Annotated in this window: 23 protein-coding genes; 6 read left to right on the forward strand and 17 right to left on the reverse strand. The window is 60.4% G+C overall.

Translation table 11 applies throughout. The features are described from left to right. Nucleotides 1-16 precede the first annotated feature (16 nt). Nucleotides 17-1,012, forward strand: coding sequence for a 4-hydroxythreonine-4-phosphate dehydrogenase PdxA (gene pdxA / locus ACILSR_RS07035; RefSeq protein WP_395749033.1), 996 nt, complete (start codon nucleotides 17-19; stop codon nucleotides 1,010-1,012). A 60-nt stretch (nucleotides 1,013-1,072) separates the two neighbouring features. On the opposite strand, the gene ACILSR_RS07040 is transcribed toward pdxA, so the two are convergent. The 3 genes from ACILSR_RS07040 to ACILSR_RS07050 form a co-directional block, all read right to left on the reverse strand. Next, nucleotides 1,073-2,752, reverse strand: a complete 1,680-nt coding sequence (locus ACILSR_RS07040; protein WP_395749034.1) for a dihydroxy-acid dehydratase — start codon at nucleotides 2,750-2,752, stop codon at nucleotides 1,073-1,075. 123 nt (nucleotides 2,753-2,875) lie between these two features. Continuing rightward, nucleotides 2,876-3,832 carry a hypothetical protein gene (locus ACILSR_RS07045; RefSeq protein WP_395749035.1) on the reverse strand — a complete coding sequence of 319 codons (957 nt, stop codon included), beginning with the start codon at nucleotides 3,830-3,832 and terminating at the stop codon, nucleotides 2,876-2,878. A gap of 746 nt (nucleotides 3,833-4,578) precedes the next feature. Beyond that, nucleotides 4,579-5,586 carry a hypothetical protein gene (locus ACILSR_RS07050; RefSeq protein WP_395749036.1) on the reverse strand — a complete coding sequence of 336 codons (1,008 nt, stop codon included), beginning with the start codon at nucleotides 5,584-5,586 and terminating at the stop codon, nucleotides 4,579-4,581. Nucleotides 5,587-5,872: 286 nt separating this feature from the next. Between ACILSR_RS07050 and ACILSR_RS07055 the strand changes: the two genes are divergently transcribed. Next, nucleotides 5,873-6,484 carry a hypothetical protein gene (locus tag ACILSR_RS07055; protein WP_395749037.1) on the forward strand — a complete coding sequence of 204 codons (612 nt, stop codon included), beginning with the start codon at nucleotides 5,873-5,875 and terminating at the stop codon, nucleotides 6,482-6,484. 2 nt (nucleotides 6,485-6,486) lie between these two features. Here the strand turns inward: ACILSR_RS07055 and bioF are convergent, their stop codons facing one another. Both bioF and ACILSR_RS07065 read right to left on the reverse strand, forming a co-directional pair. Next, complete coding sequence (gene bioF / locus ACILSR_RS07060) at nucleotides 6,487-7,653, reverse strand: 8-amino-7-oxononanoate synthase (RefSeq protein ID WP_395749038.1); 1,167 nt, start codon at nucleotides 7,651-7,653, stop codon at nucleotides 6,487-6,489. A 3-nt stretch (nucleotides 7,654-7,656) separates the two neighbouring features. Further along, nucleotides 7,657-8,331, reverse strand: a complete 675-nt coding sequence (locus tag ACILSR_RS07065; RefSeq protein WP_395749039.1) for a tetratricopeptide repeat protein — start codon at nucleotides 8,329-8,331, stop codon at nucleotides 7,657-7,659. An 89-nt stretch (nucleotides 8,332-8,420) separates the two neighbouring features. Here ACILSR_RS07065 and lexA point away from each other — a divergent pair, with 89 nt between their 5' ends. Then, the gene (lexA, locus tag ACILSR_RS07070) at nucleotides 8,421-9,056 is read left to right on the forward strand and encodes a transcriptional repressor LexA (protein WP_395749040.1); all 636 of its coding nucleotides are present in this window, start codon (nucleotides 8,421-8,423) and stop codon (nucleotides 9,054-9,056) included. Nucleotides 9,057-9,061: 5 nt separating this feature from the next. On the opposite strand, the gene ACILSR_RS07075 is transcribed toward lexA, so the two are convergent. Genes ACILSR_RS07075 through deoC form a run of 6 tightly spaced genes read right to left on the reverse strand, consistent with a single transcriptional unit; the run spans nucleotide 9,062 to nucleotide 14,508 of the window. Beyond that, the gene (locus ACILSR_RS07075; protein ID WP_395749041.1) at nucleotides 9,062-10,540 is read right to left on the reverse strand and encodes a carboxypeptidase M32; all 1,479 of its coding nucleotides are present in this window, start codon (nucleotides 10,538-10,540) and stop codon (nucleotides 9,062-9,064) included. Between the two features lie 48 nt (nucleotides 10,541-10,588). Continuing rightward, nucleotides 10,589-11,026: a PIN domain-containing protein gene (locus tag ACILSR_RS07080; RefSeq protein WP_395749042.1), complete on the reverse strand. Its 438-nt coding sequence runs from the start codon at nucleotides 11,024-11,026 to the stop codon at nucleotides 10,589-10,591. Continuing rightward, nucleotides 11,023-11,187: a hypothetical protein gene (locus ACILSR_RS07085; protein ID WP_395749043.1), complete on the reverse strand. Its 165-nt coding sequence runs from the start codon at nucleotides 11,185-11,187 to the stop codon at nucleotides 11,023-11,025. Before ACILSR_RS07085 ends, ACILSR_RS07080 begins: the two co-directional genes overlap by 4 nt. Before the next feature lie 31 nt (nucleotides 11,188-11,218). Then, on the reverse strand, nucleotides 11,219-12,082 hold the full coding sequence (locus tag ACILSR_RS07090) for an aldehyde dehydrogenase family protein (protein WP_395749044.1): 864 nt from the start codon (nucleotides 12,080-12,082) through the stop codon (nucleotides 11,219-11,221). Further along, entirely contained in the window at nucleotides 12,079-13,509 is a 1,431-nt protein-coding gene (locus ACILSR_RS07095; RefSeq protein WP_395749345.1) for an aldehyde dehydrogenase family protein, read from the reverse strand. Before ACILSR_RS07095 ends, ACILSR_RS07090 begins: the two co-directional genes overlap by 4 nt. A 60-nt stretch (nucleotides 13,510-13,569) precedes the next feature. Continuing rightward, on the reverse strand, nucleotides 13,570-14,508 hold the full coding sequence (deoC, locus tag ACILSR_RS07100; RefSeq protein WP_395749045.1) for a deoxyribose-phosphate aldolase: 939 nt from the start codon (nucleotides 14,506-14,508) through the stop codon (nucleotides 13,570-13,572). 100 nt (nucleotides 14,509-14,608) lie between these two features. Here deoC and ACILSR_RS07105 point away from each other — a divergent pair, with 100 nt between their 5' ends. Beyond that, the gene (locus ACILSR_RS07105) at nucleotides 14,609-15,871 is read left to right on the forward strand and encodes a Glu/Leu/Phe/Val dehydrogenase (protein ID WP_395749346.1); all 1,263 of its coding nucleotides are present in this window, start codon (nucleotides 14,609-14,611) and stop codon (nucleotides 15,869-15,871) included. Between the two features lie 111 nt (nucleotides 15,872-15,982). Here ACILSR_RS07105 and ACILSR_RS07110 read toward each other — a convergent pair whose 3' ends face one another. The 4 genes from ACILSR_RS07110 to ACILSR_RS07125 form a co-directional block, all read right to left on the reverse strand. Next, entirely contained in the window at nucleotides 15,983-16,711 is a 729-nt protein-coding gene (locus ACILSR_RS07110) for a hypothetical protein (protein WP_395749046.1), read from the reverse strand. Between the two features lie 166 nt (nucleotides 16,712-16,877). Then, entirely contained in the window at nucleotides 16,878-17,177 is a 300-nt protein-coding gene (locus ACILSR_RS07115) for a helicase C-terminal domain-containing protein (RefSeq protein WP_395749047.1), read from the reverse strand. Further along, entirely contained in the window at nucleotides 17,153-18,832 is a 1,680-nt protein-coding gene (locus ACILSR_RS07120; protein WP_395749048.1) for an ATP-dependent DNA helicase, read from the reverse strand. The genes ACILSR_RS07115 and ACILSR_RS07120 overlap by 25 nt, the downstream gene beginning before the upstream one ends. A 61-nt stretch (nucleotides 18,833-18,893) precedes the next feature. After that, nucleotides 18,894-19,811 carry an FAD:protein FMN transferase gene (locus tag ACILSR_RS07125; RefSeq protein WP_395749049.1) on the reverse strand — a complete coding sequence of 306 codons (918 nt, stop codon included), beginning with the start codon at nucleotides 19,809-19,811 and terminating at the stop codon, nucleotides 18,894-18,896. 42 nt (nucleotides 19,812-19,853) lie between these two features. Between ACILSR_RS07125 and ACILSR_RS07130 the strand changes: the two genes are divergently transcribed. Next, entirely contained in the window at nucleotides 19,854-20,861 is a 1,008-nt protein-coding gene (locus ACILSR_RS07130; protein WP_395749050.1) for a metallophosphoesterase, read from the forward strand. Here the strand turns inward: ACILSR_RS07130 and ACILSR_RS07135 are convergent, their stop codons facing one another. Then, nucleotides 20,862-21,329: a hypothetical protein gene (locus ACILSR_RS07135; protein ID WP_395749051.1), complete on the reverse strand. Its 468-nt coding sequence runs from the start codon at nucleotides 21,327-21,329 to the stop codon at nucleotides 20,862-20,864. A 134-nt stretch (nucleotides 21,330-21,463) separates the two neighbouring features. Between ACILSR_RS07135 and ACILSR_RS07140 the strand changes: the two genes are divergently transcribed. Then, nucleotides 21,464-22,105 (forward strand): FHA domain-containing protein, encoded by a 642-nt coding sequence (locus ACILSR_RS07140; RefSeq protein WP_395749052.1) that lies wholly within the window; start codon nucleotides 21,464-21,466, stop codon nucleotides 22,103-22,105. Nucleotides 22,106-22,127: 22 nt separating this feature from the next. Here the strand turns inward: ACILSR_RS07140 and ACILSR_RS07145 are convergent, their stop codons facing one another. Beyond that, nucleotides 22,128-22,943, reverse strand: coding sequence for a hypothetical protein (locus ACILSR_RS07145; RefSeq protein WP_395749053.1), 816 nt, complete (start codon nucleotides 22,941-22,943; stop codon nucleotides 22,128-22,130). Between the last annotated feature and the right edge of the window lie 151 nt (nucleotides 22,944-23,094).

Genomic DNA, 23,094 nt, shown 5'->3' on the forward strand with positions numbered 1-23,094 from the left:
GCCAGAATGAAGGTTCATGCCTAAACCACTCATCGCCATCACCATGGGCGACCCCGCGGGGGTCGGTCCCGAAATCTGTCTGCAACTGCTCGCCAATGAGGAAGTGCGGGAGGTCGCCACGCCGGTGGTGTTTGGCGATGCGCGGCTGCTTGCACGCTGTGCGCGGCAGACCGGACTTCCTGCGCCAAACCGTATCATCAGTGAGATTGGCTGGGCTGAGAAGTGTGGGGGCATCGAAGAGCCTGCTGTGCTGGATGTTTACGGATTTGATGCGGAGGATTTCACGCCGGGCACCGTGAGTGCCAAAACCGGGGCGGCCGGTTATCGCTACGTGGAAAAGAGCATCGAAGCAGCGCTGGCGGGGCAGGTGGCCGCAGTGGCCACGGCTCCGCTGAACAAGGAGGCGCTGCATGCCGCAGGCATTACTTATCCCGGCCACACGGAGATGTTTGCGGAGAAGATGCAGGCGGAGCGCAGCTGCATGACTTTCTTTTCTGAGGAAATGATCTGCAGCCTGGTGACCGTGCACATTGGCTACCAGGATGTGGTGCCCGCTTTGACGACGCAGCGCATCCTGGACGTCATCGAGCTGACCGCGGAGTCGGTGCAGCTGGTGCGAGGGAAAAAGCCTCGCATCGCGGTTTGCGGGCTCAATCCACACGCAGGGGAGCACGGGTTGTTTGGCCGGGGCGAGGAGGAAACGATCATTGTGCCTGCCATCCAGGCGGCGCGTGCGAAAGGGCACACCGTCGAGGGACCGCTGCCGCCGGATACCGCCTTCATCGCCCCGAAACGCCGTGCGGTGGACGCGTATATCTGTCTGTATCATGACCAGGCGCTCATCCCGCTCAAGGCTCTGGCCTTTGACACGGCGGTGAACACCACGCTCGGGCTGCCAGTGCCGCGCACCAGCGTCGATCACGGCACGGCGTGCGACATTGCCTGGCAGGGCAAGGCCAATGGGCGCAGCCTCGTGGAGGCGGTGCTGCTGGCGGCGAAGATGGCAAAGTAGCCGTGTTCCCGTGGACCACGGCTGGGCTTTAAAGGGGCGCAGGGCAGGTCGCGAAAGCGGTTACTTTTTGCGATCTGCCACCCAGCGGGGTACGCAGCCTTGATGGGCCTGAGTGACCGTGGCTGCGAAATCCGCAAGGTAGCCAAAAGGATGGCTGACGGGAAAGATCGTGCGCGGGCGGGCATCGAGATCGGCATTCACGTGGATGGTCCCGGCCAGGAGGTCGAACTCGATCTCATCCCCATCTTCCACGACGGAAATCGGGCCGCCCACGGCGGCCTCGGGGCTGCAATGCACACCCACGGCTCCGCCCGAGACACCGGACACACGGGTGTCTGAAAGCAGCGCGACCTTGCCATAAAGCTCCGGTACCGCGAGCGCTGCGCTGGCCACGTGCATCTCCGGCATGCCCAGCGCTACGGGGCCACAGCCGCGAATAACAACAATGTGGCCGGGGCGGATTCGGCCTGCCGCAGCGGCATCAGAGACGCCTTTGGAATCGTGGAAGCAGATCGCTGTGCCACGGAATTTAGGCTCGTCCAGCGAGGATACTTTGAAGACCACACCGTCGGGTGCGAGGTTACCAAAGCAGATCTGGATATCGGCGAACTCTTTGAACGGAGCAGTGATGGGCGCGATGAGCTCGTTTGGGAAGGGGACTTCCGCGGCGTTGGAGAGGTTTTCCGCCAGTGTCTGGCCGGTGACGGTGATGCAGGAGCCATCCAGCAGGCCGGTTTTCATGATGTGCTTCAGCAGCATGGTGGTGCCACCGAGGCGATGCAGATCCACCATGGTGCCACGACCACGCGGAGCAAAATTGCACAGCACTGGCGTGCGCCGTGCGATGGCCTGCACGTCACGGAGGTCGAAATCGACACCGGCCTCGCGTGCGACGGCAAGAATATGCAGCACGCCATTGGTAGAGCCGCCGATGGCGCAGATGGCGGTCATGGCATTGGTGATGGATGCCTTGGTGATGATGTCACGCGGGCGCAGGTTCATCTCCAGCAGGCGGCGCACGGCCTTGCCCACGCGCAGGCATTCCTCGCGCTTGCCCGCTTCGATGGCGGGCATGGAGGAAGTGTCCGGCAGGCTGAGACCCATGGCTTCGAGGGCGATGCCCCAGGTATTGAAGGAAGCGGCGATGCCGCAGCCACCCGCGCCGGGACATGCGGTACGGATGATCTGCTCGGACTCCTCATAGCTCATCGTCCCCTGCTTTTCTTTGGCTGCAGCGTCGTACACATCGAGGATGGAAGTGGAGTGCCCCTTATGGCACCCAGGCATGATGCTGCCACCGTTGACGATGAGGCCGGGGTAGTTCGTGCGTGCCAGCGCCATGGCAAAGGCGGGGCCGTTTTTGTCGCAATGATGCAGGCCGATCAGCGCATCGTAACTATGCGATGTGCAGATCATTTCCGCGCCATTGGCCATGAGGTTGCGCGAGCAAAGAGAGGCCGCTCCGCCAATGTTGCCCTGCGTGATGTTGTCGCTCACAGGCGAGACTCCGAAGGGAAAGCCGATGAGACCCGCGTCCTTGCAGCCCTGGGCGATGAGCTGGGCCAGCTCGTGCGCGTGGACGTTGCAGATGTTGCCATCGAGCAGGGGGGTGCCGATGCCGATTTGCGCCTTGTCGAAATCTTCCTCCTTAAAACCCAAGCCCCAAAAAAAGGCGGTGACGCCGCGCTGCCAGCCGTGGGTGAGGTTGTTCGAGTTCCAGTTGAGCGGGTGTTCAGTCATGCGGCGCAGATGCTATGCAGGAAGACGCTCCGCGCCAAAACAAAAGCTCCCGGCCAGTTGAACGGTCTGGCCGGGAGCTAGGACTAATCAGATGTGTTTTTGTGAGGCTTGAAGCCCCGCAAATTAGAAGGCGAAGCTCAGCTTCGTTCCCCAGTAGAACTCGTTCTGAGTCGTGTTGAGGGCGGCACGCAGCTTGTCGCTGTGGTTCAGGGCGACGTAGCTCGTCCAGGTGACGGACTTGGTCAGCTTGACTGGCACGGCGATGGTGTAGAGCTGGTGGGTGAAACCAGACTTCGGAGCGTTCTGCAGGCTTTGGCCGTAGTTGCCCACCAGGCCGGTGCCGGCGGAGCCGTTACCGGTGTAGTAGTCAATGCCATAGCCGGTGGCGACGGAAGGAACGATGCTCAGCCAATCATTGACGGCGAAGGTATAATCAGCACCGAGGGAGATGTACTGACCATTGATTCGGAAGTCATAGTAGTAGCCTGCATAGATGTTGAAGGACTTGATCGGCACGGTAATGGTCCAGCCAAGCTCACCCGCGCCTTTCAGCGCGAATTCCGGGTCGAAACCCGCGTTGGGAAGGCCGTTCATGCTGCCACCGTAGTTATCTGGATAGAAGTAGTATTGGTACTGCATTCCCAGTTTGGCCCAACCAGCGTTGTAGGTCAGGTTGGTGATGGCATCCACTTCAGAATATTGGAAGCCAGAGGCGCTTTTGGTGCCAGGACCACCGGCCGGATTCGGATAGGGAGTGCCGGCGGTGTTGATGTAGGCGCCGCCGATGCCCCAGGTCAGGGCTCCGACACCGTCTTCACCCGAGCCACCGATGATCGGCACGGCAAGGTTGAAAGCGGACCACATGATGTTGTCAGCGAACCAAAGACCGCGGAAATAGTAGCGGCTGTCAAAACCAGCGTCGAAGGTGGCTCCGATCGAGTCGAAGAGAGCGCCCGGTTCGGCGGGAGGCGGGACGGGGTTTTTGGCGGCCGGGCCTTTGGCGGCCGGCGTGTCAGCGGAGGCGTTCAGCGCTGCACAGGCAGCAAGAACGGTCACCGACTTGGCAATGAATGATGTCATGCTTTTGGGCTTCATGTGTTGGGTCGAGTTTAGTTATTGTTGGTGTTGAGGCGCTGTACTGGCCGGGATGGCAGTGCAGCTGGCGACACTCGAATAAGCAAGAGGCGTGCCAAGTTAAGCGCTTGGCAAAAATCGTTAAAATTCCATCAAAAACACTGATGCTTAGAATGGCGGCGCCTAGGGTCGGCATCTTCAGGTAGGCCCTCAAGCTAACATGACTCGGCATTTTGCCGAGATGCCGACCTGGAGACCAAAGTTCTCCAAGCCGATGAAGGGGGCGAAAAATTCGGTCGCATGGAACGTGCCTTTTAAACACGAAATGCCGGAACCCGTGAGAGTTCTGAATTGATATGCGAAATCCCAAGGCGGCGAGATACTCACCAGCAAAAGCTGGGGGACTTCTCTGCAGAGTGCGCGCAGGTCCCGTGGGTTGATCCAGACCGCTGCTCCTTGGGGCAACTGGGTTCGCTGGCGGCCAGTGACCAATTGTACATAGCTATGAGTGCCTGCACCTCTTGGGGCAGCGATAACCGCTGGCCCTCATGGGTGGTTCAGTACCATGATCTGAAACTTGGTTTAACGAAGTGCATCCTCGATGAAACGGTGTCGCCGGTGCGAGCGCCAGAGCTTTTGCAGGGCGGCCGGATCGGCGTGGCGCTACCGGTAAAATAAAAAACCTCCCGGTTTGCACCGGGAGGTTTTGAAAACCTTGGAGGGTTGAATCAATCGTTCAGAGAACGATCAGATTAGAAGCGGACGCTGAGGGTCACGCCGTAGTAGGCCACGCTGTGGAAAGCGGTGGCTGGGCCGCCACCGACGCCAGGAGCGTAAGGCAGCGTGGAGGAGCGGGCCAGGTTCTGGAAGGGACCCATGGGCAGGTTGAAGGCCACGTAGGGGGTAAGGGTCGCACGGCTGTTAAGCTTGATGGGGAAATCAAGACCAACGTTCAGTGCGGTCCAACCCGTGACACCACCACGAGCTGCGCTGTTGCTACCGAAGAGGCCAGCGCCACCGATGAGGTTGCGGGAACCTTGGGTGAAGCCAGCATTGTAGTGCAGGCCATAGCCAAGACCAGCATGTGGGACGATGCTGATGGCATCGGTCACAGCGATGGTGGACTTCGCATTGAGGTCGAAGTACCAGCCGCCATTGAACAAGTCATAGTTGGCGCTGGAGGACACGTTGATGGGGCCCAGGTTGGTGTTGACGCCCAGAGTGAGTTGCTGGATGTCATTCATTCCGTAACCGCCTGTTCCAGGGATGACGAGCTGATTGAGGCCAGCACCATTGGCGAGGGAGCCCATGTTGTGGATGAAGCTGTAGCCGAAGCTGACGCTGGCAGGACCGAAGTCATGCGAGACGGCGGCACCGAGCTGGAGGCGCTGGAAGGAACTGGTGGTCTTGACGGCACCACCGGTGGGTCCGAGGATGGAAGGGGAGAAGCTGTCCTGGTCGCCTGCAAGGGAACCGTAGTCCACGTTCCAGAGAAGGGAGGTGCTGCCTGCACCGTCTTCACCGGCACCGCCGACGAGGAGGAGAGCGCCATTGAGGCCGGCACGGACCCAATGCTGGCCGTAGTTGATGCCACGCCACACGTAGTTGGAATCATAGCCCAGGGAGGCGGTGATGCCAAGGTCATCGTTCGCCGGAGGGGGAGCGATCGGGTTCTTAACAGGGGCGGATGGACCGGCCACAACGGGAGTGGCGGCCAGAGCCAAGAACCCCAGAGTCTTCAGCAATGCGTTCAATTTCATAGTCTGATTAGTTTGGTATTAGGTTGGTTGGTTTGAGGTCGGACACTCGCATGAGTTGGCACAAAACTTGCGTTATGCACCAAAGTACGTGAGCCGTTCAGAACGGAAGCTAGCAGGTGCTGTAACTACTGGAAAGTATTTTCTTTATCTGCGAAGCTTTTTTCGCGCTTTTTTCGTGCATTTTTGACCCTTTTTTGAACGAAACCCCGAGTTCCCTCAAAAAGAGGTCTGAAAATCGATAATACTTGCTGGTTGAAGGGGGGTATAAGCACGGCTATTTAGCCTGATGATTCGCTTGCTGACATTATTGGCGCTGGTTGTCGGATCATGCTCGGCGGGAGCCGCAGATGCGGTTTCCAGAATCACTTTGAAAGTGCGCGCACACCTGGTTAAGTCAGAAAGGAACCCCAGGTTGCAAACAACGCTTACGGAAAAGGAAGTGCGGGCGCTTTTTGTGGAGGTAAACGCAATCTGGGCTCAGGCAGGGATTTATTTTGAAGTGGAAGGTGTGGACACGCTGCAAGCGAATGAAATACCTGCAAAGAGGTGGTATATCAAAGACCGCAACTGGATCAGGACAGCCATTCCGACCCATCAATTCAGCCCCACGGCCATCGATGTGTGCTTCGTGAACGACATGGGGCCCAATGGCTTCTTTTACGGCGAACCCGTCGTTGTCTGTGAGAATCCGGAGTATCAAAAAGTCACGGGTGGCACGATGAATATTGTGGCCCGGGTCACGGCCCATGAGCTGGGGCATGTCTTGTTTCTGCAGCATCGCCAGGAACGGACGAATCTGATGGCCTCGGGAAAAAACGGCTTCACCTTGAACCGTCAGGAGGTCCAGGATGCGCGAAAACGCGCGCTGGAGATTTTAGGGCAGGCACCCAGCCCCTGACGCTAAAGGAGATCCCGCAGCGCAACTCCCAAGGCCTCGATCTGGGCGGCAGAGTGCCATGCGCTGAGGGTGATGCGCAGTCTGGCGCTGCCCCGCGCCACCGTGGGGTAACGAATGCATGGAATGAGGAACCCTGATTCCCGCAGGCAGGCGCTGACCTCCATGGCCCGTGAGGCCTCTCCCAAAATCACGGGCAGAATGGCGGCGGGGACAGGTGTGGAGGCTATGCCGGATTCAGACAACAGCTGCTGCATTTGCTGCGCACGTAGGTGTACCTGCCGTCGCAGCGCCGTCCCGTGCTCACTGCGAATCACCTCCAAAATGATCCCAAGCGCGTGCGCCAGATGCGCGGGCGGAGCAGTGGTATAAATAAAACTGCGTGCGCGCTGAATGAGAAGATCCACGACCTTTCGTGACGCCGCGAGATAGCCACCGCTCAGGCCGAATGCCTTGCTCAGCGTGCCCATGTGCAGATCCACCTGCTGGGAAACGCCCATTTCAGCGGCGAGTCCGCGGCCCTGCGGTCCCAGCACACCCACGGCATGGGCTTCGTCCACCATCAGCCATGCGCCATGGCGGGCTTTCAGCTCCACAATTTCGCGCAGCGGTGCTGCGTCTCCATCCATGCTGAAAATCGACTCGGTCACCACCAGCACGCGTCCCTGGGCCGTTTGCAGCAGGCGTTCGAGCTTTTCGAGATGATTGTGGGGAAAGACACGGAGGGTGGCCCCGCTCAGCCGCGCGGCATCCACCAGGCTGGCATGGCAGAGTTTGTCGAGGATGATGGTATCTCCTGCACCCACGAGCGCGGGGATGGTGCCCAGCGCCACGGCAAAGCCGCTGCTGAAGGTCAGCGCCGCTTCCGTGCCCTTAAATTCTGCCAGGGCCTCTTCAAGCGTGGCGTGAGCGCGATGCGTGCCGCAGACCAGCCGTGAAGCGCCCGAACCACCGCCGTATTTGGCGATCCCTTCGGCAAGCGCGCGCTGCAATTCGGGGGAATGGGCCAGTCCGAGGTAGTCGTTGGAGGAAAAATTGATCCATTCACGGCCGCCGGTACGCACCGTGACTCCAGCCACTTCGTCCAGCGGGCGCAGCTCCCGCCACAAGCCCTGGGCGCGCAGGTCTTCGAGCTGCGGCGTGAGGTTCCATGGATCGGCGGTTTTCTGCATGCGCTACTCCTTGAGGCGGCGTTCCACCACTTCATCCTTGGCCACGCCGAGCGCCATCGCCTTCTCGTAGTGCCTTCGCGCCAGTTCGATGGAGGGCGGCCGGCGTTCCAGCATCATCAGCGCGAGATTGAAATGGGCGATGCCGTAATCCGGCTTCAGCTCGATGGCGCGATGCAGCTCCGACTCTGCGGCGTCCGCCCAGCCGAGGCCCTTGGCGGCGATGGCCAGGTAATTGTGCGCACGTGCATCCTCCGGGTCTTCATGGATCGCTCGAGCAAAGCAGGAAACCGCCCTGTAGGAGTCGCCCTGTTTTTGCAGCAGCAGGCCCAGGGCGGTCCACGTCTGCGCCAGCTGGGGGTTGATCTGGGTGGACTTTTCAAAACATTCGATGGCGCGCTTCACATCTCCCGCCTGCTGCTCCACGGCACCCAGATTGGCCCAGATGAGCGCATTGCCGTCGTCGAAATCCAGCATCTCTTCGTAGGCTTTACGGGCGGCGGGCCAGTCTTGTTTGCCGAAGGCTGCAGCGGCGCGCTCTCCCAGCACCTTGGTATAGGGCGGCAGCATGCCGGTCTTGTCCATTTTGGCAGGATTCAGAGGCGCAAGCTCCTGCGCATGACCCACCGCGGTCAGCAGCAGGAGCAGCACAGAGATTTTTAGGGGGGCCAGAGACATCATGCTGGGACTATGCGCTGAAACTGCCTCAGGAAAACATCTTGCGTATCTGTCATGAAGGGGAATGTTCGCCCGAACAGCCATTTCTTCTCATGTTCACCGACACCGATTCCCGGCTCACGGCCCGCCAGCAGGAACTCCTGGAGTACCTGCGCAGCTACCAGCGCACCAACGGCGTCATGCCTTCCACGCGTGACATCCAGCGTCATTTTGGTTTCTCCAGCCAGACGGCTGCCATGAGCCACCTGCGTGCGCTGGAAAAAAAGGGCGTGATCCAGCGCCATGCGCACAAGGCGCGTGCGGTGGTGTTTCCAGCAGATCTCGACCGTGCGGAGATCGTGGACATTCCGGTCTTTGGCCAGATCCCCGCAGGCATGGCCGCTGCGGACATGGTGCAGCATGCGGACCGCTGCATTTCGGTGGACGTGAACACACTGGGCATCCCGCGCACGGCCAAAAGCTTTGCGCTGAAGGTTCGCGGTGAATCCATGATCGGTGCGCTCATTGGTGATGGCGACATCGTCATTCTCGAAATCCGGGAGCCGCGCCCGCGGGACATCGTGGCCGCGCTCATCGATGGCGAGAGCACCTTGAAGCGTTACCTCATCAAAGATTCCCAGCCCTTTCTGCAGGCTGAGAATCCTGAGTTTCCAGATCTGCTGCCGGCGCGTGAGCTGCTTATCCAGGGCGTGATGATCGGGCTGATCCGCCACGTGCGTCAGGGCTGAGGTGCTCAGGCCAGGTAGCGGTCGCGCAGGTGCTTGATGTGCCATTTGGCATCCGTGGGTTTGCCGGTGGCCTGAGTGATGATTTCCTGTGGCAGCAGCGAGGCGCCCTTGCTGTGAACGTTGGTGCGCAGCCACTGCAGAAGCGGTGCGTAGTCGCATCTCTCCAAGGCGGTGGCGATCTTGCGCTGCTTTTTCGCTGCGGCGAAGAGCTGGGCGGCGTTCAGATTCCCGAGCGTGTAAGTGGCGAAGTACCCCAGGCCGCCCATGCTCCAATGGATGTCCTGCAGGCAGCCGCGGCGATCGTCCGGCGGCGTCATGCCAAAGAGTTCGCGGTATTCCTCATTCCACACTTTGGGGACATCGTGCACGGTGAGCTCGCCCTTCACGAGGCGGCGCTCAATGCCGAAGCGCAGGAGGATGTGCAGATCGTAGGTGGCCTCGTCCGCCTCCACACGGATGAAGCTGAATTCGCTGCGCAGCATTTCCTTCATGAAGGCATCCAGCTTCACCTTGCGCAGGTGCGGGAAGAGCTCCTGCGCACGCGGGAACCACCGCTCCCAGAAGATGCGGCTGCGGCCCACGTGGTTTTCCCACAGGCGGCTTTGGGACTCATGGATGCCCAGTGAAGCCGCGCTGCCGCTCGGCAGGCCGAAGTCCAGGCCGGGCAGGCCCTGCTCATACAAGCCGTGGCCTGCCTCGTGCATCACCCCGAAGAGGGAGGACAGAAAATCGGATTCGTCATAGCGCGTCGTCAGCCGCACATCGCCCGGGCCGAGCGTGGTGCAAAACGGATGCGCCGTGGTGTCGATGCGGCCTGCTTCGAAATCAAAGCCCAGGCTTTCCGCGATCTCGCGGTTCAGGATCTGCTGCTTCTCGATGGGGTAGCGGCCTTTGAGCGCGCCGGGTTTCACCTTGGCCGATCTGGCGGTTGCCTCGCGGGCGATCTCGGCGAGCTGCGGCCGCAGCTTTTCAAACAGCGCCGCCACTTCACGGGTCTTTGCGCCCCGTTCATAGAGGTCCAGCAGCGCATCATAGGGTTCGTCTTCGTAGCCAAACAGATCCGCCTTTTTGCGGGCGATGCCGACCACCTTTTCCAGATGAGGAGCAAACATCACGAAGTCTGATTTTTCCCGCGCCTCCACCCAGGCCCCTTTGGCGAGCGTGCAGACGGCGCTCTCCTCCTCCACAAGTTTCTGCGGCAGCTTGGTGGCGCGGTTGATGTCGCGGCGCAGACCTCGCACGTTCGCGGCCAGCGTAGGGTTTTCCGGCATTTCGCTCTCGGCCTGCTCCAGCAGCTTCAGCGTTTTCTTGGAGGTCAGCAGCGCATGCGCCTTGCCCGTGAGATAGGAGAGCTGCCGTGCACGATGCTCCAGCGCATGCGTGGGCATGTATGTCTCCTGGTCCCAGCCCAGCACGGCTTCGGTAGAAGTGAGCAGGGCGATTTCAGAAACAACTTCGCAGAGAGAGGGATAGGCGGTGGGCATGCGGGAAGCCGTGGCGAGCACCAATCAAGGCGCAAGCCTGAGATTCGGCTAAGGGGCGACTTCCAAGCCTTCCGCCTTTGCCAGTTCGCGCTGATGCCGGTCAAACGTCAGGAAGCCGGAAGACTTCAAAATGACTGCTGCGGCCACGTGCAGAACGTCCAGCGCCCGGCAGACACATCCTGTGGAGGCATGCATGCTGATTCGATGGCTCTGAGGAAACCATTGGTGATGTGGAACGTCTTTGCGCTGAAGATAGCCTTCAAGGACAGCCCGATGAATGCCAGAAAGTGCTGTCTGCATCTTGTCATTCGTCAGCCTCCCATCAGCGGTCGCCGCCCTCAATGCGGTTTCAGCTTCCAGCAGTGTCAGCCGCGAAATCAAAATGGGGAATGCAGCGCATTGTCTTAGCCATCGCTTTGCCTTTGAGCTGTTCGCATCTTCGCCAAAGGCTGAAACGATAAAGCTCGCATCTGAATACCAGGTCACAAGCGACGGAGAACCAGAACAGGGTTTTCGGGCAATTGATTTTGCGGCGGCAGCTTACGGTCAAGCAGCCACGACAGTCCGCTGGCGTCGAGCTTGCGCTTGGCCGCGGCTTTTTTGCGCGGCTCGCGAACCGAAGCGGTTTTTTTGGCCGATGTTTTCATCTGGTTCATTTTAGATCAGAATGTCCAAACTTCAAGCCCCCACCGGATGCCATGTCGTCTTGAACTCGATCAGCGCACGGATTGGCTCCACGCCCTGCATCGTGTCCGGAAACCAGTCGATGGGTTCCTCGGCCTTGAGCAAATGCACACGCTTCACGCTTTCCGCCGCACCGAGTTTCAGGGTCTTGCGTTCTTCGGCGTTCACCGCGCCGCTCAGCCCGCGGACGTGTTCGTGGGTGGCAAAGGTGGGGAGCATCTCGCTGCGCTGGCCGGTGAGGAGATTGACCACGCCGCCGGGGAGATCGCAGGTGGCCAGCATCTCGCCGAGAAGGATGCTGGGATACGGCTGCGTGTTGCTGGCCAGTGCGATGACGCAGTTTCCGCTGGTGATGGCGGGCAGGATCAGGGAGATCAGCGCGAGCAGCGGTGAATCATCAGGCGCGATGATGCCGATGATGCCCATGGGTTCAGTCAAAGTGAAATTGAAATGCGCTGAAGCCACCGGGTTCACACTGCCGAGCACTTGCTCATACTTGTCCGTCCAGCCTGCATAATGCACCACACGCTCGATGCTGGCGGCGACTTCGCGGGTGGCCTGGGCTTTTGAAGCGCCGCCCAGCATCACGGCTTCGGCCAGTTCGGCATTGCGTGCCTCCATCATCTCCGCGAGGCGGTACAAAATCTGCCCGCGATTGAAAGCGGAGCGCTTGGCCCAGCCGGGTCCGGCTTTGGCGGCAGCTTCCACGGCATTGCGCAGGTCTTTGCGCGTGCATTGGGGGACGTTGGCAAAGAAAGCGCCGGAGGCATCGTGCAGTGCTGTCACGCGTCCGCTCTCGCCGCGGATGAAAGCACCGCCGACGTAGCACTTGGGAGTCTTGGTGATGTGAATTCTCATTGGACGTTGCAGTAATCCAGCAGCCCCTGCTTCCCGCCTTCACGGCCAAAGCCGCTCTCCTTGTAACCGCCAAAGGGGCTGGTGGGGTCAAACTTGTTGTAGGTGTTGGCCCACACGACGCCCGCTTTGAGCTGGGTGCTGAGCTTGAGGATGCGGCTGCCTTTGTCGGTCCACACGCCGGCGCTGAGGCCGTAGGGCGTATTGTTGGCTTTTTCGACGGCTTCCTCGGGCGTGCGGAAAGTGAGGATGCTCAGCACGGGGCCGAAGATTTCTTCGCGCGCGATTCGCTGGCTCATACTCACGTTCGTGAAGATGGTGGGACGAAAGTAGAAGCCTTTCGTGGGGAGCTTGCAGCCGTTGTCGTGCATCTCAGCACCTTCGGTCACACCGCTTTGCACGAGGTCGGTGATCTTCATGAGCTGCTCGCGGCTGTTGATCGCACCGAGGTCGGTGTTCTTGTCCATGGGATCTCCCACACGCAGCACGGCGATGCGGCGCTTGAGTTTGGCGAGCACCGTGTCAGCGATGCTTTCCTGCACCAGCAGGCGCGATCCTGCGCAGCACACGTGCCCTTGATTGAAAAAGATCCCGTTCACGATGCCTTCCACGGCCTGATCCAGTGGCGCGTCGTCGAAGACGATGTTCGCGGCCTTGCCGCCGAGTTCGAGCGTGAGCTTTTTGTCCGTGCCTGCAAGGCTGCGCAGGATGCTCTTGCCCACCTCGGTGCTGCCGGTGAAGGCCACCTTCGTGGTCAGCGGATGATTGATCACCGCCGCACCCGTTTCTGCCGCGCCACTGACGATGTTCACCACCCCGTTCGGGAGTCCGGCCTCCTGGCAGATCTCGCCAAATTTGAGCGCGGTGATGCTGGTGGTCTCGGCCGGTTTCAGCACCACGCAATTTCCTGCTGCGAGCGCCGGGGCGATTTTCCACGCGAGCATGAGCAGAGGGAAATTCCACGGAATAACCTGCCCCGCCACGCCATGCGGCGCGATCTGCCTGCCGGGCGCGAGATGCTCCAGCTTGTCCGCCCAACCCGCATGATAAAAGAAATGCGCCGCCGCCATCGGCACATCGAAATCGCGCGATTCCTTGATCGGCTTGCCACCGTCGAGCGTCTCTGCGATAGCAAACTCCCGCGCGTGATCCTGCAGCAGTCGTGCGATGCGATACAGGTATTTGCCGCGTTCCTTGCCCGGCATCTTGCTCCAGACATTCGTGAACGCCTTTTGCGCAGCTATGCACGCCGAGTTCACATCCGCAGCATCCGCCAACGCGATGTCGGCGATCTTGGTTTCATGCGCCGGATTGATCGTGGCGAAATACTTCCCGGCACGAGGCGCAACGAATTTCCCATTGATGAACAAGTCGTAGCGCTTCTTCAGCTTCGGGTCCGCAGTTTCGGGCGCGGGATCATATTCCCACAGATCGCCAAAGACGAGTTCACGCGCGGGGTTGGTTGTGGAAGATGTCTTGGGCATGAAGATTTAATATCCTTCCGTGGCTTCGCTGAAATTCCATGGTGCTTGGTAAACGCCGGTGCGTTCTTTTTCGAGCTGGCGCACCAGATCGTTCAGCAACGCGGAGGCACCAAAGCGGTAGCGGCGGTTGGTGAGCCATTCGTCGCCTAGGGTTTCTTTAACGGCGATGAGGAAATGAAGGGCCTGCTTGGCGGTGCGAATGCCGCCGGCGGGCTTCATGGCGATGGGGATTCCGGTGGCGAGAAAGTGATCGCGGATAGCCTCCAGCATCACTTGGTTGTTCCCCAGCGTGGCATTGGAGGAAGTCTTGCCGGTGCTGGTCTTGATGAAGTCGCCGGGGCGGATCACGCGCATGGCCAGGAAGCTGGCGGCGCGGATGTTGTCATAGGTTTCGAGTTCGCTGACTTCGAGGATGACCTTGAGCGTGGCCTGGCCGCAAGCCTCCACCACGGCTGCGATCTCGTCCTGCATGCGTCCAAATTCTCCGCTGAGAAAAGCACCACGGTTGATCACCATGTCGATCTCATCGGCACCGTCGTTCACAGCGCTGCGGGCTTCGGCAAGGCGTGTTTTCAGCGGTGCCTGTCCGCTCGGGAAGGCGGTGGCCACGGAGGCGATTTTCACCGCTGTGCCGCCGACGTGCTTCTTCGCGTGCTTCACCATGGAGGGGTAAACGCACACCGCGGCAGTCGGCGGAATGTCGCCCACGTCATGCGGGCGCAGCGCTTTCTGGCAGAGTGATGCAACTTTCCCAGGTGTGTCTTTGCCTTCCAGCGTGGTGAGGTCCACCATCGAAACGGCGAGACGGAGGCCGAAGACCTTTGATTTTTTCTTGAGGCTGCGGGTGGTGAACTTGGCCACGCGCTCCTCGATCCCGACGGAATCGACAGTGCCGATCTCATCGAAGAGACGGCGGAGGCTGGTGGGCATTTGGACAGCGGGCATGCAGGCGATTTAGTTCGGAGACGGCCCGCACTGTCAAGACACCAATATTGTGCGTGGCAAAAAAGGACCGCAGCGCGTAATGATAAGCACCATGAGCAACATGATTCCGCAAGTTTATGACACGCCGATTTTTCGCATGGCCTGCCAGCAGTTCGATCTGGTGGCTGACTTCTTGGAAATACCCGAAAGCTCCCGTGACCGCCTGAAGATGCCCAAACGTGCTGTGACTGTGGCCATGCCCGTGCGACGGGACGATGGCAGCACCACGGTATTCATGGGCTACCGCGTGCAGCACCATCTCACGCTCGGGCCCACCAAGGGCGGCGTGCGCTTTCACCCGGATGTGACGCTCGGAGAAGTGGGTGCGCTGGCCATGTGGATGAGCTGGAAGTGCGCCCTGACCGGCCTGCCCTACGGCGGCGCCAAAGGCGGCGTCACCTGCGATCCGCGCTCGCTTTCCACCAATGAACTGGAGCGCGTGACGCGCCGCTACACGCAGGAGCTCATCCCCTTCATCGGCCCGCAGATCGACATTCCCGCGCCGGACATGGGCACCAATGAGCAGACCATGGCCTGGATGATGGACACCTATTCGCTGCAGACCGGTCACTGCGTCCCCGCAGTGGTGACGGGCAAGCCGGTGAGCCTGGGCGGCTCTCTCGGGCGCAAGGAATCCACCGGCCGCGGAGTCGCCTATCTGATTTCCCGCGCCATGGACACCCAGGGCATCAATGCCCAGGGCGCCACGGCCGTGGTGCAGGGCTACGGCAATGTGGGTGGTGTGGCTGCGGCCTCGCTCTCCCGCATGGGGCTGAAGGTTATAGCGGTTAGCGATGCGTTCGGCGGCTTGTACAATGCGAACGGCATTGATCTGGCGAAGCTCGACGAGCACGTGGCCAAAACGCGCAGCATTGTCGGCTTCGACGGTGCGGATGCCATCACCAATGAGCAACTGCTGACGACTCCCTGCGATGTGCTGGTTCCAGCCGCCATGGAACGCCAAATCACCGGGGACAATGCCGCGAAAATACAGTGCCGCATTCTCGCGGAGGGTGCCAACGGCCCGACCACGCCCGAGGCAGATGCCATCATCGCCCAACGTCCCGAAATCTTCGTGATCCCGGACATCCTCTGCAACGCCGGCGGCGTGATCGTCTCCTACTTCGAGTGGGTGCAGGATCTGCAAAGCTTCTTCTGGGATGAAGGCGAAGTGATGAGCAAGCTCTACCGCATTCTCGAGACGGCATTCGTCCAGGCGCTGAACTTCAGCAAGAAACGCGGTGTCAGCATGCGCTTCGCCGCGCTCAGCCTCGGCATCCAGCGCGTGCATGAAGCGAAGCAGATGCGGGGGCTGTTTCCGTGATGAGGGCTCGCTTCTTTTTCTTCCGGAATTAAATTCATCGGAAAGGGGAGGAAGAGCATGAGGAGGGCGAGAGCGGTTTTTCGGATTCTACCATGCAGACCGGGCGAATAGTCATGTCCGGAGGCGGAAGTGGATCTCGTCGGAGAGGCGGATGGCGGGTTCGGGCTCGGAACTGAAGAGGGGCCACTCCTCAATAGACAGCACGTCCAGAAAAGCGGAAACGGTGTGGCTCTCTAGTGCGGGCAGGCAGAAGTCATGCCCGTCAAATGCGGACGGATCGGAAAACAACCGCTTCAAATGTACGAGGTCAGCTGCAGAGTCGTGTCCGTTGGTGCATAAAATCAGCTCCCAGCGTGCGAGAGTGGGCGAGAGGCAGTCGGGCAGGAATGCGCGCGGGGCCTGGAAGTGATAGAGGCGCAGCAGCTCGGCGGTGGATGCGGGAGCAATGTCGTCCAGATAGGGCGCTCCGTCGCAGGCCGTGCGAAATGTCTTCCAGTCCGCTTGAGAAAAGGAAAGCGCGCCCTGACTGGCCATCCAGCCCGGGGGCGCATGCTCTATGAGAGCCCAGTCGCTTTGACTCATGGCAGTAAAGTCGGGCAGGATGAGGACGTGGGAGTCTGTGCGTCGCAGCGCCACGCGTCCACCAGGGACGCAGCCGGGGCAGAGGCAGGCTTCACACAGCTCCCATTGCACCGGCAGGTCCGCCCAGTCGATGGCATCCACGGCATTGCAGACCACGACGCCATCACACAGCACTTGCCGCACTTTGCGCAGTCCCTGGTCCGAGGCGCTCAGATCGAGCGTCGTGCTTCGTGATTCAATCCTGGCTGGGGTCCACATGATAGCGGGCATTTTCCGGTGTGGAGTGACGCGATCAATGGCAAACATCCGTTAGGTTTGTGTTTGCAGTATCGAGGGTGGGGTGTGGTCTTGCGCGTGCTCTTTCTCCATAGTCGGAAAGGGAGGAAACGCGGGGCGTTTGATCGAGAACGAGGCGAATTCAAACTCACTGCATGATCTCTGTCGGGCACTCCGGCAGGGAGGCGAGAAAGGCGCGGCCGTAGGGCTTGGTGAGGATGCGGTTGTCAAGAATGGCGCAGATGCCTTTGTCCGTCGCGGTGCGGATGAGGCGGCCCACGCCCTGGCGCAGTTTGAGAATGGCCTCGGGCACGCTGTATTCGGTGAAGGGATTGAGACCCTGTGCTTCGAGGTGCTCGATGCGCGACGCCGTCAGCGGATGATCGGGCACCGCAAACGGCAGGCGGGTGATGATGACATTGCTCAGCGCTTCGCCGGGCACATCCACACCGGTCCAGAAGCTGTCCGTTCCGCAGAGGACGCTGTGGGTGTCGTTTTTGAATTCTCACAGTGCTCTTCGAGCTTGTCCGCCAGCGAGGTCATCTGGCTGTAGCTGGTGAAGAGGATGAAGGCGCGGCCGATGCTCAGATCGATGAAATGGGTGATCCAGTGCTCCAGCTTGTCAAGGTAGCCCGGCTCGCTCGGCTGCGGCATCTTCTTCAGCAGATAGAGCTTCATCTGCCTTTTGAAATCAAAGGGACTTTCGATGCACGCGGCACGCGCGTCTTCCGCACCCACGCGGTTGCGGAAGTAGTTCAGCTGTTCGTCGGCGCCGATGCCCAGCGTGGCGCTGGTGAAAACGCAGGCCTTGTGACTGGCGAAAAAGATCTGCCTTAAACGCGGCGCCACATCCACAGGCGCGGTGTGAAAAGAGACGATGCGGTTGTCCGTGTTGGTGCGCTCCACCCAGTGCACGTGATCTTCGTTCTCCTGGTCGAGGAAAGCCTTGATGCCAACGCGGATGTTGGTGAGCCGTTTGGAGAGATCCAGCAGTTCCAGCTTGGTGCCCTCCCGGTCCACGGCATCTCCCGCTTTCTGCGCGCGCAGAGCGAGTCGTTGCAGCGGCAGGCTCAGCGTGTCTTCGATCAGCCCCGCTTCACGCACGCGGAATTCGCGCCCCAGCGCGTTGAATTTGCACGCGGCTTCCGCATCGCGGAAGAAGTTCTCCACGTGGTCCAAAGTCTGCAGAACTTCACGCACGCCATCCTTGTCACCCACGAGCTGGAAAAAGCCTTTGCGGCTCCTCGGATTGTGCAGGCGGCCCAGTTCAAACTTGATGTTCGATTCGCTGATATGCAGCCCAAAGGCTTTCGCGGCCACATTTTCAATGGTGTGCGCCTCGTCGAGAATGACGAAGTCGCGTGGAAAGAGGAAGTTGCAGTCCTCGGCGGTGGTTTCATCCGCGGAGGCCAGCAGCGTGAAGAAGAGAGTGTGGTTCAGCACCACCACATCCGCCTGTTCCATGCGGCGGCGCACGTCCTGGTACCAGCAGCGGCTGCCGGGCGGGCAGCGGCGCGGTGTGCAGGCATGCGGCTCGCTGCACACCAGAGACCACACGCGCGCGCTGGGCGTGAAGTCCAGATCGCTCAAAGTGCCGTCTTCCGTTTCAGCCACCCAGTCGAGCAGCATTTTCAGTTCACCCGCTTCAGACGAAGAGAACAGATCGGCCGATTCATTGAGCGCACGCTTGAGGCGGGTGGGGCAGATGTAGTTGCTCCGGCCTTTGAGAATCTCGGCATGAAAGTCGCCCACCAGTTGTTTGACGATGGGGATGTCTTTTGAGATCAGCTGCTCCTGCAGGTTGATCGTGTGCGTGCAAATGATGGCCTTGCGCTTCTGCTCCAGAGCAAACGTGACGGCGGGAACGAGGTAGGCAAGCGACTTGCCGACTCCCGTCGCGGCCTCGCACACAAAGGCGTGGTTGCCGTCCAGCGCCGCACCCACCAGCTCCGCCATGCGCTGCTGCTGCGGGCGGTATTCAAACTGTGGAGACGACGCCATCTTTCCCTCATGCGAGAAGGCATGGTGCATGCGCGGCGCCAGCGGCGGCCGCGAAATGCGGCCTGTCATTCCTTCTTCGTGATCTTCAGCAAAGTGAAACATGCGGGAGGAGAGGATAGCAGAGAGCGCAACCCATAGGGCAACGGGGTTTTTCAAAAACCGTTCATTTTCCCCGCTCAAACCACACGACGCGCAGGCCGTGCTTTTCGGCAAGTCTGCGCCCTTCTCCCGGACCCAGCACCAGCAGCGCCGTGGCAATGCCGTCCGCCTGAGCGGCGCTGGAGTGCACCACGCTGACGGAAGCTAGGCGATGCTCGATGGGATGCCCTGTGCGCGGATCCAGGATGTGGGCATATTCCCTTCCAGCTGCGGTGAAGCTCTGGCGATACACCCCACTGGTGGCGATGGCCTGGTCTTTGAGCAGCAGCGTCTGAGCTGCCTCCCCCGGCGGCGCGGAGGGTGTCTGCACTCCCACACGCCACTCACCCCGCGCCAGCACCTCGCCGCCGATCTCCAGCAGAAAGCGGTTCACGCCCTGGGCTTCCAGATGTTTCGCCAGCCGGTCCAAAGCCCAGCCTTCCGTGACCGCGCTGACGTTGATCCGCAGTGCAGGAATGTCTTTGCGCAGGGCAGGGGGATCATGGCGCGTGTGCAGGTGCTGCCAGCCGCACTGCGCCCGGGCCTGCGCGATCTCGGCATCGTTTGGAGGCGTGTCGCGTCGGCCTGCGGCGCCGAAGCCCCACAGGTCGATCAGCGGAGCGAGCGTGATGTCGAGCGCATGATCGGTGTCTGCACCGATGCGTTGCGCCAAATCCACGACCTCCACGACTTCAGCAGGCACATCAAACCAGTCCGTGCTGCCGGAGGCATTGAAGCGTGAAATGGCGGAATCTGCCCGCCAGTGGCTCAGCATGGCCTCCCAGGTGTCGAGGCGCTGCTGCAGTTCGTCCGGTCGAATCATAGGCACTTCCGCATCTGCCCGCAGACTCCAGGTCGTGCCCATGGTGCGCCCCCCGAGCGTGGCGGGCTCATCGTCACGAGAGCAGCTGCTCAGTAGCAGAAGCAAAAGGGCAAAACGCATGGGTGAGAGAAAGTGCAGAGGCCTGGCGTTTCAGCCAGCACGATGAATCCCTCCCTGCTCTCCCGCCGCCGCGCCATCCAGACCCTGTTTTGCTCCTCTGCAGCTCTCGCTTTGAACCTGCGACCGGACCACGCAGCGGCCGAAGTCGCCAAAGAGGCGCTGCACCTGCTCATGATCGGTGACTTTGGCACCGGCGGCGCGGACCAGGCCAGGGTCGCGGCAGCCATGCAGAAGTTCGTCAAAGACAACGGCATGAAACCGGAGTGTCTGCTGCTGCTCGGAGATAATTTCTACGGCGGCGTCAAAGAAGGATTCAAGGTGGACTCCCCGCGTTGGCAGAAGGACATCGAGTCGATGTATCCGGCGAGTGTTTTCCCCGGACCCATGTGGTCGGTGCTGGGAAATCATGACTACCATGACAACGCCGGCGGCGAGAAAGTGCAGCTGGCCTACGCGGCCCAGCCCGGGGTGCGCTGGAAGATGCCCTCCAAGTGGTACCGCTTTGATCTTGGACCCGTGGGCACACCCATGGCGACGTTCATCTGCCTGGACACGAATTTCCCCGCCATCTCCGGCGGCGTGGACAAGAAAACCAAGAAGCCGCGGAGCTCCCTGACGGAAGCGGAAGAAAAAGAACAGCTGGCATGGCTGGAGGCGGAGCTGGCAAAGCCACGTGCTCCTTTCACCATCGTGGTCGGTCATCACCCGCTGTATTCGAACGGCGATCATGGCGATACCAGGCAGCTCATCGCGCAGTGGGAGCCGCTGTTTCAGAAGCACCAGGTTCACGCCTATCTCTGCGGTCATGATCACGATCTGCAGCATCTGGAAATGAAGGGCCTCTTCACCTCCCACCTGCTGTCAGGCGGAGGTGGCGCGAAAACGCGCAAGCTGGACGGCAAGCATGAAGTTCCGTTTGGCAAAGACGTCCACGGCTTCACCCATCTGCAGATCACCGCGGACGCTCTCACCTTCACCCATCACTCGGCGGAGGGCGGGGCATTGCACACTTTTAAAAAGCTGCCGGACGGCAGTTTCAAAGTCGGCTGATCATTTGTAGCCGGTCGCCATCGAGACGGGCACTTCCTTGCGCTTGCCCTGGTCCGTCTGATGGATGGCGATCATGTACATCCCCGTTTTCTTCGGTTTGTAGAAGAGCACAAAGCCCCAGCCGTCCAGCACCGGAAGGATTTCTCCCGCCGGCTTGCCTTCGAGGTCCAGCACCGCGCCGGTGATGTGCACGCCGGATCCCTTCGGCACCGCCACGCAGAAGCAGTATTCGTTGCCTTTGTATAGCTGCATGCGCGTGGCCTTGCCGAGCTTAGCTTCGAGGGTTTTCGTCACCACCTCCGCCCGGATGTTGTAGCCTTCCGCCTCCTGGTCATAGGCCAGGGCGCTGGCGGCTTTTTCAGCATCCTCCTGCTCGCCGGCATGCAGCCGGACCAAGGGGTTCAGCAGCAGCAGCAGGGTGCAGAGGGCGGTGCAAACGTAAGGGATGGGGAGGACGGGTTTGCGCATGACACGGTAGGCGGATAAATTCACTCTCACACGCGAACATAGCCGTTGCATCAGGAAAATCCCAAGTTTCTGTTCGGCTGTTCGTGCCTGATCAAGGTTTTACGAACATTCACCCCCTTTTATCCACAGCATTCATGGCCTCTGTAGTTTTTTACATGGAGGACGGCACTACGCTCGTTCACAAAATCGAAAGTGACGTCACCACCATCGGGAGACATCCTGATAGCAATGTAGTGCTCACGTGTCCTTCCTCCTCCGGCAGACACGCCATCATCAAAGAAACGGAAAAAGGCGTCTTCGTCCAGGACCTCGGCTCCAGCAATGGCACCCGCGTCAATGGCGCGGAAATCGAGGAGGCGCTGCTCAAAGACGGCGACCGCGTCGGTTTCGGGGATGTGCAGGCGGTCTTTTATGCCGGAGATGCCCCCGCCGTGCTAGAGGAGAAGCCCATGGCCGGCCCCCGTTTCGCCAAGCCTCTTCCTGCCCCCGCGCCCAACGTCAATGACGAGCCACCTTTGCCAGGTGTCAAAGCCAGGAGCGGACTGAGCCCGGTGCGCCGTGCCTACGGCAAGCCCGCCGCCGGCAGCTATCCGGACACCACGGAGAGCGGCTGCATGACCGGCATCATCGTCACGGGCCTGTTCGTTTTCGCCTTCGTCGCCGGCCTGGCCCTGCGCCACTCGAAGGAAATGGACGGAAACATCTTCTCTGACACGATCGACAAGCTTTTTGGCAGCATGCCGAAGATCAAGATCGAGCGGAAGGAAGACCAGTAAACTTTCTCCGCTCTGGCCGCCGTCACAGCGCTCTCTTGTAGCCATCGCAGCGGTTGTGCCAGCCGGCCAGCCAGCGCTGCTCCTTGCGCTCCGGCGGGGCATTGGCCACCCGGCGGCTCAGCACACGCTTCGCAGCTTCGGCAAAGGCTCCCGGCATCTGCCACACGGTTTTTTCCCTCGGCATGTCTTCCAGCACTTGGAGAAGTCCCCAGCCCTGGCCTTGGTGGCGTTCCTTTGAACTGGTGCCTTCCCCTTTGAAGTTCACGTAGTCGATCAGGCAGAAACAGCCTTCGGGCGTCTGTTTCAGCCCCTCAAAGGACCATTGCACATTGGTAGGATTCCGCGACTGCGCCAGCATCTTCGGCAGCGCCGCCTCCATCCGCGCTATGATGAACTCCGTCTGCTGCCGCACCGTGCGGCCCAGCAGGGCCCGCAGCTCCTGCTGCCGCTCGCCATTTTTGTCCGCCTCAAAGGCGGCCTTCGTTGGCCAGGGGCAGGCCCCCCGAGCCCATGCGGGAGTGGCGATTCCACGCGCATTCAGGAAGGCCAGCAGCGGTGGGAAGCTTTCCGCAAACGGACCGCTGCGTCCCTGTGGATACCAAATGAAGTGTCCGATGCCTAAGGAAGCAAAATCCTCGCCGCTGTTCCAGCTCGTCAGTCCGGCCACGGTGCCACCGCACTCATTTTGCCAGATCCGCCTGCCCACCCGGTCCATTTGGGCGGGGGAAAGCTGGGTTTGGGCTCCACTTACGGGCACCGGACCAGCCGCACAGCCGTTCAAACCGCTCAAAATCAGCGCTTGGAAACCGAAAAATTTGATGAATCGCAAGATCTTCATATTTTAGAAATCTTAAATGATGCTGTCCTATCGCAGTGGTTTTTGTAACAATAGGTTCTTTTCCCATCTTCCCCATCGACGGATTTCATTAAGTTTGATTCACTGATTTTCCACCCTTATTCTCCCGACCCTTCAGTCCTTTTTGCGCGTC

The sequence above is a fragment of the Prosthecobacter sp. genome, from assembly GCF_044222565.1.
In the GTDB taxonomy this organism is placed as follows: domain Bacteria; phylum Verrucomicrobiota; class Verrucomicrobiia; order Verrucomicrobiales; family Verrucomicrobiaceae; genus Prosthecobacter.